Origin of the sequence: Prauserella sp. PE36 (genome assembly GCF_003311655.1) — a bacterium.
GTDB lineage: Bacteria > Actinomycetota > Actinomycetes > Mycobacteriales > Pseudonocardiaceae > Prauserella_A > Prauserella_A endophytica.
This window is the reverse complement of sequence record NZ_QEQT01000065.1, coordinates 56,714-69,321: the sequence shown is the minus strand read 5'-3', so window position 1 is coordinate 69,321 and position 12,608 is coordinate 56,714. Positions and strand designations below refer to the sequence as shown.

The following is a 12,608-nucleotide window of genomic DNA, read 5'->3' as shown; positions in this document are numbered from 1 at the left end:
GTCAGCGCTTCTCGCGGCAACGGGCTCGCCTGCTCGTGCAGGCTCGGCTGACCTCAGTCCGCGAGCGCAGCGGCAGCGGCAGCGACTTTGGCTGCGACAACGTCGAGCGACGACTCCGTGGTGCTCAGCCCAGCGTGCGAGGCCAACATCGGGCTGACGTCGTTGAGGTCGTTGAAGCCCACCCCGTGTAAGACGGGAATGACGCGCCGGGTGGAGAGCAACACGGCGAGTTCCTTCTCCGCTACGCCCTCGTCGTTGATGCTCTTGAGCAGCGCAGGCGTGACCAGCACGATGCCAACGCGGGAGTTCCGTAGTCCCTTGTCGATCTCGCGGATCATGAGCGAGCCGAGGGGCAGGTCTTCCTCGCTGAACCACACCGACGCACCGTTCGACTTCAGGTGGGCGTGCAGCTCCTTCGCGCTGCCTTCTCGGTCAGGCCAAGCGTGGCACAAGAAGAGGTCGCGGCGTTCCGGGTGCGCCTGAGCCTGCTCACTGGCCTTCTCGGTGAAAGGCTCGACGGTGCGCCACTCCGTCGGCGTGTACGACACCGACCTGCCGGTCCTGGTCCGACGGGAGCCTGCGCTACCGCCCGACGAGCTGCCGTAGCTCGACCCGCCGCCACCGCCGTAGGACGGCCGGGGCGACGTGTAGGAGTAGGCCGAGCGGTAGGACGACCTTCCCCGGCTGCTGCACGCTGGGCAGTTCGCAGCCCCGCTCGCGGTGCGGTGGCCTCGGGACGGTGCTGTGCATTGCGCCATATGTCCATGGTAGAGGCGCCCTCCGACATACTTACGTCACTGCGCAGCCTTGCCGCCTGACGTTTTCCGTTTTCCGTGATGGAATTCGACGCCAAATGGGACATCCATGGGACACCTCCCCAAGGGGCGGCCGGGCGGATGAATCGGGCGGTTTCGGTCGCCACAACCCCGGCCTGTCCCGCGAGCTTGTTGGCGATCTCGGGCGCTGAGCGCCTCGAAGGGGCGGATTGACCCTGCTGCTCCTGACCAAGCGCCTGTTCGGCGTAGCTCGACTGTCCGGAGAGCCTCGGCCCTCACTATGCGCAGCTCACGCCAGCGGTGTGGTCATCCACTCGTCGCGGGAGCGTCGCGCTTCCTCCAGCGGCGCTACGCCTTGCTCGCCTTAGTTGTTGCTCCGTGGCGGAACTCGACGAGGTCCCGTTCACCTCGCCCCCTGACGAAGATCGACTTATCGCGTCGAACCCGCTGGTCAGGGTAGGCAGACGAGCCAGACCATGGGTGGGCCAGCATCGAGGGGGAAAGGCTGGCCCACCCGTCAACTCCATCGCTGCCGACCGGTGCGGCATTACCGAGCCGCTGGATCGCCGACCGGGATGACAGCGTGTGGCGCAGCCATTCTCCCTGTTCAGAGACGTCTCGTTCGATCTGGTGAGCGGTTGGCCCGGCTGATCGGCCTGGCGCCCGGCGATGTCGTGGGAGGCTCCGTTGATGCCGCTGCTAAACGACATGCCGCTCGAGCGAACGAACCAGATCTTCCGCCACCCGATTCACCAGGACGGGGTCGGCGCCCTCGTGCGGCTGATCACCGCGTTGCGGCAATGTCGGAGTGCCGAGGACTTCTACGACTTCCAGCAGGACCTGCTCGCGCGAGTGCTTGAGGTCCAGGAACATCGGGCAGGGTGTCGGCGCGTCGCGAAGCTGCTCCGGCAGGGCAAGGCTGTGCCGGCCGACGCCCCCGAGTTGAGGTCTACCGACTCGGCGACCAGCCCCGAGACCTGGGATCTGGAGGCGGATGTTTGTGAGCGGGTCGACCGTCAACTGCGGTCGGTCGCTGATGGTCTGGCCTGGCGAGTATTCAGCTACGACCGGCGAGTCATCATCGCCCTCTCTCGGAACCAACATCCCGGCCCGATGGTCGGCAAGAAGGGCTTGGCCGCCGAACGCGAGTTCGTGACTGACTGGTGGCACGACGAGCGTCGGTTCGTCCTGCTTCACGACCTCACCTCGTGCCTGACCATCGGCGACGCCACCTCCTTCAAGGAGATCGGCAACGACTACGAGGCGTACCTGCACGAGATCAAATCCGATCCCAACCGCACCGTGTCGCGGCAACTACGGCGCCAGCGGATGGCCGAGGAAGCGATCCGATCCGGTGGACCGTTGCCCGGTGATCTGCCCGGCCGACTGGTGCCGCTCGACATCGCATACAAGACCCACCTCGACCTGCTGAGTACAGCCTTCGACCTCGCCCACGACCGTGGTGTCCAAGGGATGAAGGTTCCCGGCGGCCGGGCACTGGTGGCGACCGACATCGTGCGCGGCTACGAACTGTGGTCGGAACGTGAACTCATCGACCGGACGGCCGTCGAACACCTTCAGACCGTCAAACGGGCTCGCATCCTGGATGTCGGGCACCTGGTCTACGCGCGCAGCGATGACCTCGTGGCGCGCTCGCCAACGATGCCTCCATGGTCGATCTATCCGCTGTCGCCCGCGTTGTGCGCGCGGCTGATCACCGACTACGCCATGTACTTCGTCACGATGTCCAGCGAACCGCTGCTGGCCGCGCTGGACGATGTCGGTCTCGCCGCGGAGTGGGTACTCCCTCGCGATCAGGAAACCGTCCGGCCAGACGAGGTCGTGCTCCGCGCCCACCGCGGCACTCGAACGATCGAGCTGCGCTGGGCTGAGATGCAGCGGCGACTACTACTCGAGATGGCAGACCTTCCGATGTGGGCTGAAGGCGCCGCGCAGTTGATGGACCGCAACGATTCCGGACGGCATCCGTGGCAGTCATTCACCGAGGAGTGGAAGGTGTGGGCGTAGCAGGCCCTGACGCGTTCCCGGCGTTCGTGTGAGACCGGCAAGTCTGCCTGGCCATGGCGGCGACAGCGTGAACTCAAAGAATTCGCTTGCTGCCGAGTGGCGGCGGGCAGTAGCAGCGACCTCGTCCGAAATCGGGAGCCCACGCCCCCGCGGTCGTATCCACCGGGGCGAGCCGTTGCCAGTGGTCGGCCGTAGCGTGACACGCGCGTTGTCAATGGTTCCGCGAGAAGGGACCTGGTCATACCGTTTGGTCCTGGAACAACCCCGAGGAGTTCGATGTCCGCCGCCACGAAGTCGTATCTGGCGTTCGTGCCCCAGCACGCGCCGGACGCCCACGGGGTATTGGCCATAGTCGACGGCGGTGACGGTCCCGAAGCCGAGGCCCTGGTCAGCTTGCCCGATGCCCCGTCGGCCACCGTGCTGGCGTCGGCGCTCAACGGCGTCCTGCTGCACCAGGTCACCGCCGAGCGGCACTTGGAGGCGGTGCTGGGAGGCGCATCCGCCTCGACACGGAAGACGATCTCCGCGTTGCTGCCTATCCTGGCCACTGCCACCGAGGATCCGGCGGCCTCACGTGTGGCCCGGCAACTCCCGACGGCCGGCGACGGCGGCTTTCTGCTGTTCCCGACGACCAACTGCCCCGGCCGGTGCGAGATCTGCGGGACGTGTCGCAACGATTGCGTCGAATGCCCAGAATGCGCGGACGGCGGGTGCGAGATCTGCCTCCCAGCGACGCTGACGCCGCGCACGGCCGCAGTGCTCGGTCACGCGCTGGCCATCCTCGCCGACGAGGCATACGACTACGTCTATCGGACGAGGATGAGCCGCGACGGAGCGCCCGGCCCGTTGGGTGCGGTGCTGCCCTGTGTCACTGATCAGGACGACTGGTTCCTGCGCCGCTACGCCCGCACCTTCGACGACCTCAGCTCGGATCTCCAGGTCGGGCGGTATCCCACACCGACGTGCACGGCCGAGGAGATCGCCCTCGACCTGGCAATCCAGGATGCCGAGCGGCTCTACCACGACGAACACGAACTCGTCGCAGACCTGGAGTCTGATCTCCCGGCCTCGCGATCTGACTACGACTGGGACACCCTGCAGGACGTCCTGTTCCAGGACAAGGACTACGAAGGTCTGCTCAGCCACCGGATGCCGCTCGCACGGGACGAGGCCGAGGGGTGGTTCGAGGAGTTCGGCAACGTCCCGCCGCGCGACCGCTATCGCGGGTTCCGCCGATAGCAGCTGCCTGAGAGGTCGACCGCCCAGCCTCTTTGTGAATGGCGCCATCACGTACTCGTGGGGCTGGCCAGCGATGGCTGGCGCGGGCTCACATCCGCTGTAGGCCATCCAGGACCCGCTGGAGGAACGCGAGATTTGGCTCGCTGCTGTGCCGAATCGCCCGAGTCGCCGCGGCTCTCTCGATAGCGAGATCGCCGTCGCGGGCTTCGTATGCTGGCTCGGCGCCGAGCCTCCCAACGCGCGGTAGGTACGCGGTGGCCGCGCTGGGTAAGTCGTCCTTAAGTGGGAACAGGAATTCTGGTGGCATGGTCGGGTTGTCATCGCCGAGAATGAACCGGTGTTGCCCGACATACTCCTCCGGAGGATCGCGGATGAGCGGGGCTCCGGTGTCGGCATGGCGGCGAACGCGCGCGCCATGTATGGCGTCGGCGGCCACGAGATCATTTCCGGTGCCTCACCCATCGGAACGGGTGAATACCGGCCTCATCGTTGGGAAATGTCATGGTTGCGGCAACGCCCTCCGGGCGTCGCCGCCCCGCTGTCAGTCGCGTCAGATCAACTTGCTGTCAAGGCAGTGAAACGTTCATGCGCATGAGGCTCCAGAGCGCCGATGCGGCGGGCGTGAGGCGCCAATGCGGCGACGAGTGCTTTGACCTGCGGGCTATCCGTGTGGCGGGCGGAAACGGCGACCGATACTGCGGGCGGCATGGGGCGTGTGCAAGCCGCCCGGACCTCCTCCTGTGCGAAACGGCCAGGGTCTGCCTCGTACCCGCAACGCTTGCCAGTTCACGGGTCTGATGTAGTCCGGGTGATCGGCGGGGATGATCAGCGTCGCTTCGGGATCGTCGCTGAGCCGTTTTTCATTCGCCCATCGGACTTGTGCGGGCGAGAGGTCCGGTGGTCGCAAGTAGACTTGCCGATTGGCTCGCCATGCTCGTACCTGCGCGATGGCCAAGAACGCCAGCAGCGCGGCGAGTAGTGCACCAAGCGTGTAGCCACCCACAATCCACGCGACCGCCATCGCCGGCGTTAGTTCTCCGCCGGGCGCGGCGTGTGGGCGGAACCACGGTCCTGCCGTTCGATCAACGACATTGCCAACTGCCAGTCCGGGCGGCCGTGCGCGGCGCTGGCCAGCATGTCGTAGAGGTGGGGCTCGAGCCATCCCTGTTCCTGCCCGCGCATCAGCAGGGTGCCGCACACGGCGGCCTTCATCTCACCGGCCGTGCACACCGCTTCCTCGACCAGGCGCACGCTCAGGTCGTAGTAGGGGCTGGGCGGTCGCACGCCACTGGCCAGTTCCAGGCGGAACAACATCATGGACACCAGTTCGCCTTGCGTACCGAAATAGAGACCGGCCGCGATGATCTTGTCTGCGGCGCGGATTACCGGCTCGATTTCTCCGCCTTTCGCCGCTTGTTCCAATGCGGTGGCGAGCGCGTCGCCGAGAGCTACTGCTTGGGGATCGATCTGAGGCAGGTGCATGTGGACTACCTCGCGGACGTGCCCGACGTGGCGACCTGGACAGCGGGCTGTGGCGTCCAGGTCAGCCAGCGGCGTAGGAGTACCAGCGGGCCGGTCGCCTCGACCGCCATCGTTGGTGCAGCGCCGATGCCGAGGTCCGCGAGCTGGTAGTAGCGGCGGCGTGGCCGGCGGGGGTCGGTTGGATCAGCGTCTTCCCAGCGAGAGCGCACCAACCCGGCGTGCTGCAAGCGGACGAGGATCGGGTAGGTCGTTCCGGGCATTAGCCCCGTTCGTTCGTAAATCTCCAGGCCGTACAGTTCTTTGTCCGGCTCGGCAAGGAGTGCGCTCAAGACAGCTTGTGTTTTCCTCGTCATCAGGACACCTCTGTGTGGGCTGGAATGGTGGGCTATTCGTGGTCGCCTGCGATCAGGCTTCGGGTGCGATGCAACTGCTGCTCGAAGGCGGATACGTTGGTGTCGCGTCGTTTCCAGCGGACGGCCAGCCAGCGGAGGGCGGCGGTGCGGCGCGCGGCGGCGAAACGGCGGCGCGCCTGGCCGTCGTCGACCCCGAGTTCGGGAAGGAGCGCGAGCCACAGGTCGTCCTCGACCGCTCGTGCGCTGGGATGCTCGATGAGTTCCGCCGCGTCATAGGCGGCGTCGGAGTGCCCGGCGAACTCCCAGTCCAGGGCGTAGATGGTGCTGATGAAGTCGTGCCAGTGCCAGTTGTCGAGGTTGCCGTCCCCGTGGGAAAGCACACGCGGCGCCGGTTCCGCGAGCACGGTGGCGTCGCCGCGGTCGTGCCATCTCGCGATCATCCTGCTCATGTCGCGGCTGAGCGGTTCGTCGGGGTACTCGTGGAGTTGTTCGGGCCACGTAGTGGTGATGCGTCGGATGAAGTCGCTCGCCGAGTCCAGTCGGCCCAGGCTGGCGAACGGCCCGAGCGGAACCTGGCGGATCTGGCCGAGGGCGGTCACCATCGCCTGAAGAGCGGCATGTGGCGTGTCCAGCGCGGTGATGGGCCGTCCGGGCACGAGCCTCAAACCGACGGCGGGCAGTTCGGGATGCGGGTCGTGCCACAACGCCGTGCACGCGACGGTGACGCCGTGGTCAGCGAGGTGCCGCAGGGCTGTCCATTCGCATCGGGCGCGGTCGCGTTTGTCGGTGCGGTAGAGCTTGAGGCACACCGGGCCGCGAGGGCTGCTCCAGCGGTAGACCCGGTTGTTGCGGCCACCGGTGAGCTGAGTCAGTCCGTGCTCCGGCAGGTCCGCGCCCAGAGCGTCGGGCCGTTCTCTGTGCAGCACGCGCAGCTCGGCCAGCAGGTCGTGCGGGATGGTGTGGTGGTCCATCGTCGCGTGCTCCGGATCGGTGTGCTCGGGCAGCAGGGCTCGCGCTGCGTTCACTGGGTGCCCGCCGGTCGGGGCCAGTAGTTCGTGTCGCGGGCGATGTCCATCATCGGCACGAGTACATCCGCGAGTGCAGGAGTGGTGGCCAGCGTGCAGTGGGAGCGGGTCGTATGGGGGCTGCCGTCGGCATCGAGGACAAGAGCTCCGGCTTCGCGCGCGATGATCGCTCCGGAGGCGGTGTCCCAGGTGCGGTTGCCGAACAGGATGCTGGCGTCAAGGGTGCCGTCGGCGACCCAGACCAGTTCGAGTGCGGTAGTGCCCAGACGGCGCACTCCCTGAGCTTGGCCAGTCAAACGTTGGTCGAGGTCGTTGCAGAGCCGGTCGCGGGTGCTGGCGTCGGGGCCGCTGCCGTAGTCGCACATCCCGATGAGTGCGTTGTCGAGGCTGGTGGTCGTGGAGACGGCGATAGGGTCGCCGTCTCGGTAGGCGCCTTCGCCTTTGACGGCCCAGTAGCGGTGCCCCAGGAACGGGACGGCCGTGACGCCGAGCAGTGGTTGGTCGTCTTGGACGAGGCCGAGAGCGATCGCGCACAGCGGGCTGCCGTGGGAGAAGTTGATAGTGCCATCGATCGGGTCGAGGACCCAGTAGGTGTTCTCGTCACCGGAGGATCCGTTTTCCTCACCCACGAAACCGACGGCGGGATCCCAGTCGCTCAGTCGGTGCCGGATGAGGTTTTCGACGGCCAGGTCGACGTTGGTCACGACATCGCGGTCACCTTTGGTGGTGATGTGGGTCGGTTGATGGTTCAGGGCATGGTGGACGGCGAGATCGATCGCGCGTTGCGCGGCCTTGAGAGCGTGATCAAGATTGGGGAAGGGCATCGACGGGCGTTCCTTGGGTTCTGCTGATGAGGGCTTCGCGCCGGAGAGCCACCTGGACGGTGCTCACGGCGAAGTTCGGGGGTCATGCGCTCCGCGGCAGCGGGCCGCGGGCAATGACGAGCCGGGGCGCGAGCCGGTTGCTGGGTGCGGGCAAGGCGATGAGGCCGTCGATGATCTCGGTGAGCGTGCCTTCTCTTTGCCAGGTGATACCGCCGGTGTGGTCGTTGCGGAGCCCAGCGGCGTCGGTGGTGTAACGGACACGCAGGGCGTCCGCCCACCCTTCCGGCCAGGTCCGCACGCCGTGCACCTGGACGAGTTCGCCGTCGACGACGGTGGGAAGGAACATCCAGCCCGCATCGCGAAGGTCGATGAGCCGCTGCAGCTCGGGAAACTCGGTCAGCGCGGCTGCCTGTTCTGGGGTCATGACGCGCTCACCGCGACCACGAGGCAAGCGTCGGGGCCGCAGGGCCTGCTCAGGAACGCGCTACTCATGGCGTCCACGCCCGCCACGGGCGTTCGGCCGACAGCGTGCCCGCGATCAACTCATCCCGGACCGCTTGAGGGTGGAGGGCGGAGAGGTCGTGTTCGTCGGCCCACCGATGTGGCTGTGCCGCGTCGTTAAGGAGGTCAGGGTTGGTGAGCGTCACGTCGAACAGGAAGGCCACTTCGGAGGCAGACGGCTCGCCGGCCTCGCTGGGGCCGTGCTCGACAGCGACGCAGAAGTCCAGCTCGGCGATGGTCGCGCCGAGCTGGTCGAGCAGGCTTCTACGGAGCGCTTGCTCGACGGGTTCTCCGGCGCGAACCGGGCCGCCGGGGAGTGCATCGTGGCCGGGATATCCAATGAGGAGCAGGCGGTCGTTCTGCCCGATGAGGGCGTAGACCCCGACGCGGGGACCGGGGGCCGGGGTGTTGGGTTCGCTCATCGTGGACCGCCTGTCGTTGGGAGATGTCTGAGTTGACGAGCGATGTCCCGGCGCAAGGTGGCCGGCGTACTCCGCGGTGATGAGGTCAGCGGCCACGGTCGTTCTCCCACAGCAGCGTGTGGAGCCGGGTCGACAGGTGCCAGCGGCGTGCCAGCACCGGGTCGGCCAACATCCGCATCCGTGCCAGGACGGTGGCGCTGTCCGTGCCTTCTGGCATGACCCACACGGGGTGAAGGCCGTAAGTACCAACGAGTTCCTGGATCTCGTCGAGGTCGTCAATCTCTTGGACGACGAACTTCCAGATGGCCTTCCCGCTGTCGGCGAGGTCGCGCAGAACGGCGGGGCGGATGCGTTGATGACGGCGCAGCCCCGAATGCGCGAGCTTCGGCGAGACGTTGAACCGTGTCACCGCCGACGTGATCATGTCCGTGGGCGCAATGGTGCCGGACGTCTCGATCTCGATGTCGGCGGCGAGCGCACGCTGCCGGATCGCACATACCAACCGCCCCAGAACGTGCGGCTGCAGCAACGGTTCGCCACCGGTGATCACTAGCAGGTCGGCGGGACCGGCAGCGAGCCAGGACAGGATGTCCTCGATCGAGAGGATCTGCTGTTCGGCGTTGAGGTCATAGCGGTTGGGGTCGTGGGTTTCCGGACTATCGGACCAATCGCACGACAGGTGACAGCCGAACAGCCGGATGAAGTGGGCGTAGCGACCGGTACTCGGTCCCTCGCCTTGGAAGGTCGGACCGAAGGTCTCGTTGACCACCAGGTCACGGTCCACATCGGACACCAACGGCGGCTTCACAGTGCGTCCACCGGCCCGTAGGTCGCGGCATTGAGGTGGGTTTCGCGCACGAACACCCGGCCGACGCGGGCATCGGGAGCGCAGGGCAGCGTGGCGAGAACAGCCTGACTCACGCGTCGTAGCAACACCGCGACAGCTTCGACGGTTGGCCAGGCCAAGTCGGCAGCCAGCAGTTCCGCATCCTCGACTGTCGTATAGCGATCAGCGCCGAAGCGGAAGACCTTGCACTTCGCTACGGCAAGGTGCACAGCGAGCGGGTCGTGGATACCGAGCATGGTGCCGTGATCGAGGTAGGTGTCGATCCACTGCCGGACTCCGGCTTTGAGGGCACCGAACTCCACGACGGTGACATCGTCGCTCAGGGTTGGGGCGATCACCGGCACTGCGACCCGCCAGGAATGTCCGTGCAGGCTGGTGCACTTGCCCCCAAGGTGTGGCAGGCGGTGCGCGGTTTCAAAGGTGTGCTCGATGGTGATCTGGTGGGCTGTCGGCGCGTGATCGTCCGTCACGAGGTTCGCCAGGTAGGCGGTGGCGTGATCGGTTGTCGCCGAGCCGTGCATCGTGAGCGCCAGATCCTTTCACCACGAGCGCGTTCCCGCACGCGCGTACTCATCAACGAGGACTGGGGTGGCCTGCGGCGGAAGGCCGAGGGGGAAGGAGTGTGCCTTCCGCCGCAGTCCGGATAAGTCAACGACGGGTGATCATCGCTATCCAGAGCGTGGGTGCGGCGTCGATGAGGCGCGGATGGGGCGTCGACCGCGCTGACCAGGGAAAGCGGCACGACGTCAGCGGCGTCGCGCGGCACGTGTTCACCCGGTCAGGACCGAAAGGTAACCCGGTTGGGCGAGAACGGTCAGCCGTCGTAGCGGAACGAGTACGTCCTGTCCCCGAATTGCACGCAGCCCGGCTGCGCGCCTCCTCGTCGGCGGATCGCCGCGAGCGTGTCGGCGAGGAGAATCTCCAGCTCGGCCACGCTGCGTCGTTCGTACAGCATCGTCAGATGTGTCCGCGGGGACTTGCCTTTACCCTTGCCCGCTGCGGTGGCGGTGGCGGTGGCGCCGAGTCGAGCGCAGCCCTCGACGCCATGCAGCCGACAAGTCCAGCTCGCCGGCAGCTCCGCGTCCGATGCGAAATGCACGGTGAACTCGTGCCCACGCGTACACGCGAACCGAGCGGTCACTCGGGCGACAGGTCCGGTGTAGCGATCGGGCTCCACCGTGGTGTGGCCCCAGCGGTAGCCACGCAGCGTTCCTCTCGGCATCTACCCGGCTCCGATCTGCCGACTTGACCGAGCTGTCCGAGTGGTTTGGCCGGGCTGGCGGTGGGGTCCGCCGCCACGTGCACGCAGTTGAACGCCGGACTCGGACAGGATCCGGTGTATGAAGCCGTACGAGCGGCCGGTCAGCCTGGCCAGGGTGCGGATGCTGGCACCCTTGTCGTACTTCTTCTTCAGGTCTGCGCCCATCCGAGTCCGTGCGGGACCGGTGATCCGCTTCCCCTTCTTGACCTTCGTTATTTGTGACATGATCAGCGGCCTTCCAAGTCAGGCATTTCCGTTCGTGGTGCGGCCGAAGACGAGGCGGTCGACGGCGCGGTCCGCCGGGAATTGATAGGCCACGGCGACGAGCACGGCCGCTGGCCACACTGCCCCGGCAACGACCGTCAGCAGCACGCATCGGGCCACGTGGGAGCTGAGCTTTCCGGCAGACCAGGTGCCGCGAGTGTGGCCCCAGACAACTGCGCCGATGCCCACGGCCGCGCCGACGTACAGGATTGCCAGAATTGGGGTCATCGCTATTTCGTGTTTCCTTCCATGTTCTCGTTTTCGACGTTGCTGGTGTCCACCTGCGACTTTCGCGTCACCGGGTCTCCGAGTTCCTCGCGGAGCTTCAGCACTGCTTCGCGATCGGTTGCCGCACCCGGTCCCGCGTCGGCAAAGAGACCCAGTGCGTTGCTGTAGCAGTGCTCCGCCTCCGCGACGTTGCCGAGCTGGGCGTGCGCCCGACCCATGACGGTGGAGGCGTGACCTCGGTAGCGCGACGATCCACAGGACGCCAAGGCGTTCTCGATCCGGCGCAGGGTGAACAAGGCGGCGTCCGACTGTCGGGCCGCAACGTGGACCTCGGCAAGGTAAGTGATCACTCGGGCGTGGCCCGACTCATCGCCCAGGGCCTCCATCAATTCGGCGGCTTCACGCAGGTGCCAGGTGGCTTGGGGGAAATCGGCGATCTCGGGGTGGGCGTATGCCTGGCCGATTCGCCGATGCCGCAAGGCGATGCTGCGGCGGTCGCCGCGTTGCTCGTCGAGGAGCAGCGCGCTGCCGAGATCCTGCAGCGCGGTACGTGGTTGCCCGGCGGCGGTGAAAGCGCGAGCGCGGGTGGACAGGGCTGCCGCTTGTACCCAGCTGTCGCCGAATGCTGTTGCTCGCTCGATCGCCGTGGTGCAGGCAGTGATCGCCGCGTCGTGGTGGGAGCGGTTGGATTCGCCGAACCCCAGCCGGGCGAGGAAGACCGCTTCGAGGATGTGCTTACAGCGCTGGGCGGAGACGATGCCAAGTTGTTGCGTCTGGACTAGGTCATCGGCGAAGTAGCTGGGGCGCAATGGATTCCAGACGACCTCGGCGAGCTGGAACACCAGCCCGTCCCAGCCCTGCTGTCCGGCGAGATATTGGGAGGCAAGCACGTTCGGCCGTTCGAGGGTGAACCAGTTCAGAGCATGTTCGACGCTGGCGAACGGCTCGGTGTCCAACTGTTCGTACACCGGGCTGAACCGCCGGGAGCGGGGGTTGATCGCGATGTCGGCGGCGGCGGTGCGTCGCAGATACCACTCGATCATGCTGCGCAGCGCGGCCCGGCGCACATTCGCGTCGTCATGTTGCTCGGCCAGTACCTGGGCGTGCTCGCGCGGCAAGTCGTGCTGACGGTAGCGGGCGGCGGCCACCGCGGTGACGAGGTGGGCATCCGCCAGCCGGGCCAGCCCGTTTTCGACCTGGGCGACCGGCAGGGCGAGGGCTGCGGCGAGCGGGGCGGCGGTGAACTCGGCGCCGGGGTGCACGGCCAGCAGCCGGTACAGCCGCGCGTTGTCGGCGTCGAGGTCGTCGTAGCTCACGCCGAGGTCGTTGCGGTGCCCAGGGTCGGTCACTGATGTGCT

16 protein-coding genes are annotated in these 12,608 nt (G+C 66.8%); 2 read left to right on the top strand and 14 right to left on the bottom strand.

The window, feature by feature from the left end; all coding sequences use genetic code 11:
• Positions 1-53: 53 nt before the first annotated feature.
• A complete protein-coding gene (locus DI005_RS18350; protein ID WP_091675185.1) occupies positions 54-548 on the bottom strand; it encodes a toll/interleukin-1 receptor domain-containing protein in 495 nt (164 codons plus the stop codon).
• A gap of 918 nt (positions 549-1,466) precedes the next feature.
• Between DI005_RS18350 and DI005_RS18345 the strand changes: the two genes are divergently transcribed.
• Both DI005_RS18345 and DI005_RS39010 read left to right on the top strand, forming a co-directional pair.
• The gene (locus DI005_RS18345) at positions 1,467-2,804 is read left to right on the top strand and encodes a hypothetical protein (protein ID WP_143101885.1); all 1,338 of its coding nucleotides are present in this window, start codon (positions 1,467-1,469) and stop codon (positions 2,802-2,804) included.
• Positions 2,805-3,080: 276 nt separating this feature from the next.
• On the top strand, positions 3,081-4,043 hold the full coding sequence (locus tag DI005_RS39010; RefSeq protein WP_233520188.1) for a hypothetical protein: 963 nt from the start codon (positions 3,081-3,083) through the stop codon (positions 4,041-4,043).
• Between the two features lie 88 nt (positions 4,044-4,131).
• Here DI005_RS39010 and DI005_RS18335 read toward each other — a convergent pair whose 3' ends face one another.
• From DI005_RS18335 to DI005_RS18275, 13 genes are all read right to left on the bottom strand, one after another.
• Positions 4,132-4,479, bottom strand: a complete 348-nt coding sequence (locus DI005_RS18335) for a hypothetical protein (protein WP_113642919.1) — start codon at positions 4,477-4,479, stop codon at positions 4,132-4,134.
• 593 nt (positions 4,480-5,072) lie between these two features.
• Positions 5,073-5,525, bottom strand: a complete 453-nt coding sequence (locus DI005_RS18330) for a hypothetical protein (RefSeq protein ID WP_091675182.1) — start codon at positions 5,523-5,525, stop codon at positions 5,073-5,075.
• A gap of 5 nt (positions 5,526-5,530) precedes the next feature.
• A complete protein-coding gene (locus DI005_RS18325) occupies positions 5,531-5,878 on the bottom strand; it encodes a helix-turn-helix transcriptional regulator (protein ID WP_091675181.1) in 348 nt (115 codons plus the stop codon).
• Positions 5,879-5,910: 32 nt separating this feature from the next.
• A complete protein-coding gene (locus DI005_RS18320; protein WP_113642918.1) occupies positions 5,911-6,903 on the bottom strand; it encodes an aminoglycoside phosphotransferase family protein in 993 nt (330 codons plus the stop codon).
• Complete coding sequence (locus tag DI005_RS18315) at positions 6,900-7,727, bottom strand: inositol monophosphatase family protein (RefSeq protein WP_091675180.1); 828 nt, start codon at positions 7,725-7,727, stop codon at positions 6,900-6,902. Before DI005_RS18315 ends, DI005_RS18320 begins: the two co-directional genes overlap by 4 nt.
• A gap of 82 nt (positions 7,728-7,809) precedes the next feature.
• Complete coding sequence (locus DI005_RS18310) at positions 7,810-8,151, bottom strand: hypothetical protein (RefSeq protein ID WP_091675179.1); 342 nt, start codon at positions 8,149-8,151, stop codon at positions 7,810-7,812.
• Between the two features lie 64 nt (positions 8,152-8,215).
• Complete coding sequence (locus DI005_RS18305) at positions 8,216-8,650, bottom strand: NUDIX domain-containing protein (RefSeq protein ID WP_091675326.1); 435 nt, start codon at positions 8,648-8,650, stop codon at positions 8,216-8,218.
• An 85-nt stretch (positions 8,651-8,735) separates the two neighbouring features.
• Positions 8,736-9,443: a 7-carboxy-7-deazaguanine synthase QueE gene (locus DI005_RS18300; protein ID WP_233520187.1), complete on the bottom strand. Its 708-nt coding sequence runs from the start codon at positions 9,441-9,443 to the stop codon at positions 8,736-8,738.
• Positions 9,444-9,454: 11 nt separating this feature from the next.
• Positions 9,455-10,018, bottom strand: coding sequence for a 6-carboxytetrahydropterin synthase (locus tag DI005_RS18295; RefSeq protein WP_091675177.1), 564 nt, complete (start codon positions 10,016-10,018; stop codon positions 9,455-9,457).
• 293 nt (positions 10,019-10,311) lie between these two features.
• Positions 10,312-10,719 carry an RNA polymerase-binding protein RbpA gene (locus tag DI005_RS18290; protein WP_091675176.1) on the bottom strand — a complete coding sequence of 136 codons (408 nt, stop codon included), beginning with the start codon at positions 10,717-10,719 and terminating at the stop codon, positions 10,312-10,314.
• A complete protein-coding gene (locus DI005_RS38630; RefSeq protein ID WP_091675175.1) occupies positions 10,720-10,983 on the bottom strand; it encodes a helix-turn-helix domain-containing protein in 264 nt (87 codons plus the stop codon).
• Between the two features lie 18 nt (positions 10,984-11,001).
• Positions 11,002-11,250: a hypothetical protein gene (locus DI005_RS18280; RefSeq protein ID WP_091675174.1), complete on the bottom strand. Its 249-nt coding sequence runs from the start codon at positions 11,248-11,250 to the stop codon at positions 11,002-11,004.
• 2 nt (positions 11,251-11,252) lie between these two features.
• Complete coding sequence (locus DI005_RS18275; RefSeq protein WP_147263861.1) at positions 11,253-12,566, bottom strand: hypothetical protein; 1,314 nt, start codon at positions 12,564-12,566, stop codon at positions 11,253-11,255.
• Between the last annotated feature and the right edge of the window lie 42 nt (positions 12,567-12,608).

Excerpts from the sequence above, each read along its gene's own strand:
- DI005_RS18345 (WP_143101885.1), top strand. The coding sequence starts at position 1,467 with ATGCCGCTGCTAAACGACATGCCGCTCGAGCGAACGAACCAGATCTTC.
- DI005_RS39010 (WP_233520188.1), top strand. The coding sequence starts at position 3,081 with ATGTCCGCCGCCACGAAGTCGTATCTGGCGTTCGTGCCCCAGCACGCG.
- DI005_RS18330 (WP_091675182.1), bottom strand. The coding sequence starts at position 5,525 with ATGCACCTGCCTCAGATCGATCCCCAAGCAGTAGCTCTCGGCGACGCG.
- DI005_RS18325 (WP_091675181.1), bottom strand. The coding sequence starts at position 5,878 with ATGACGAGGAAAACACAAGCTGTCTTGAGCGCACTCCTTGCCGAGCCG.
- DI005_RS18315 (WP_091675180.1), bottom strand. The coding sequence starts at position 7,727 with ATGCCCTTCCCCAATCTTGATCACGCTCTCAAGGCCGCGCAACGCGCG.
- DI005_RS18310 (WP_091675179.1), bottom strand. The coding sequence starts at position 8,151 with ATGACCCCAGAACAGGCAGCCGCGCTGACCGAGTTTCCCGAGCTGCAG.
- DI005_RS18305 (WP_091675326.1), bottom strand. The coding sequence starts at position 8,650 with ATGAGCGAACCCAACACCCCGGCCCCCGGTCCCCGCGTCGGGGTCTAC.
- DI005_RS18295 (WP_091675177.1), bottom strand. The coding sequence starts at position 10,018 with ATGCACGGCTCGGCGACAACCGATCACGCCACCGCCTACCTGGCGAAC.
- DI005_RS18290 (WP_091675176.1), bottom strand. The coding sequence starts at position 10,719 with ATGCCGAGAGGAACGCTGCGTGGCTACCGCTGGGGCCACACCACGGTG.
- DI005_RS38630 (WP_091675175.1), bottom strand. The coding sequence starts at position 10,983 with ATGTCACAAATAACGAAGGTCAAGAAGGGGAAGCGGATCACCGGTCCC.
- DI005_RS18280 (WP_091675174.1), bottom strand. The coding sequence starts at position 11,250 with ATGACCCCAATTCTGGCAATCCTGTACGTCGGCGCGGCCGTGGGCATC.